This is a genomic window from Bacillus sp. mrc49, from assembly GCF_002803435.1.
This window is the reverse complement of the sequence record NZ_PHNG01000218.1, coordinates 1-847: the sequence shown is the minus strand read 5'-3', so window position 1 is coordinate 847 and position 847 is coordinate 1. Positions and strand designations below refer to the sequence as shown.

At 45.5% G+C, this 847-nt stretch carries 2 protein-coding genes; both read right to left on the bottom strand.

Going from position 1 to position 847, the window contains the following annotated elements; genetic code table 11:
- Window positions 1-411: dihydropteroate synthase (gene folP, locus CVN76_RS01550; RefSeq protein WP_100530137.1), on the bottom strand; the 411-nt coding region annotated here is incomplete at its 3' end.
- Between the two features lie 164 nt (window positions 412-575).
- The coding region (locus tag CVN76_RS01545; RefSeq protein WP_157805448.1) for a pyridoxal-phosphate dependent enzyme at window positions 576-847 on the bottom strand (272 nt) is incomplete at its 5' end.

Genomic DNA, 847 nt, shown 5'->3' with positions numbered 1-847 from the left:
TGCAACTTTTGCCATCAAGGAATCGGCTTTGCCTCCCCAAATGTCGTTTAATATATGGGCCCCTGCCTTAACAGCTTCCTTGGCCACCTTTGATTTATAGGTATCAATCGATATCGGAATTTCTATGTTCCGGGAAATCGCCTCGATGATCGGAGCGACCCTTTCTATCTCCTGATCATCCGATATCCTCTCATAATTAGGGCGGGTCGACTCACCGCCTATGTCGAGAATATCCGCACCGTCTTTCACCATCCGTTCCGCATGCTTCAAAGCAGCATCTACCCGATTATATTTCCCGCCATCCGAGAAAGAGTCAGGCGTAACATTCAAAATCCCCATAATTAAGGTTTTCTTGCTGTAATCCAATTCATATGAGCCGCATGTAAGTTTAGTCGCTCCTGCTAATGACATCCAACGTTCTCCTCCGCCTAAAGAAATCTATATTAAGAGTTTACCCATTTACACACGCATAGTGCAAGCCATCGGCGAAGATTAGCAGTGGCCTAGACCTTTTTTCTGCAAAAAGAAGAGCAAAGCCCACCGGGGACTTTGCTTCTCATTAAACGAAAGTATTATTACTCAAAGTTATATAGCGGAGTACTTAAGTACCGTTCGCCATTACTCGGGATGATGGCCAGGACCTTTTTGCCTTTTCCCAGTTTTTCAGCAACTTTAACGGCTGCCGCAATGGCGCCTCCAGAAGAAATCCCTCCAAGGATTCCCTCCTCTTTAGCTGCACGGCGGGCATAATCGAATGATTCCTCGGTATTGACTTGAATGATTTCGTCATATAAGTCCGTATTGAGGATACTAGGTACGAATCCCGCACCTATCCCTTGGATTTTAT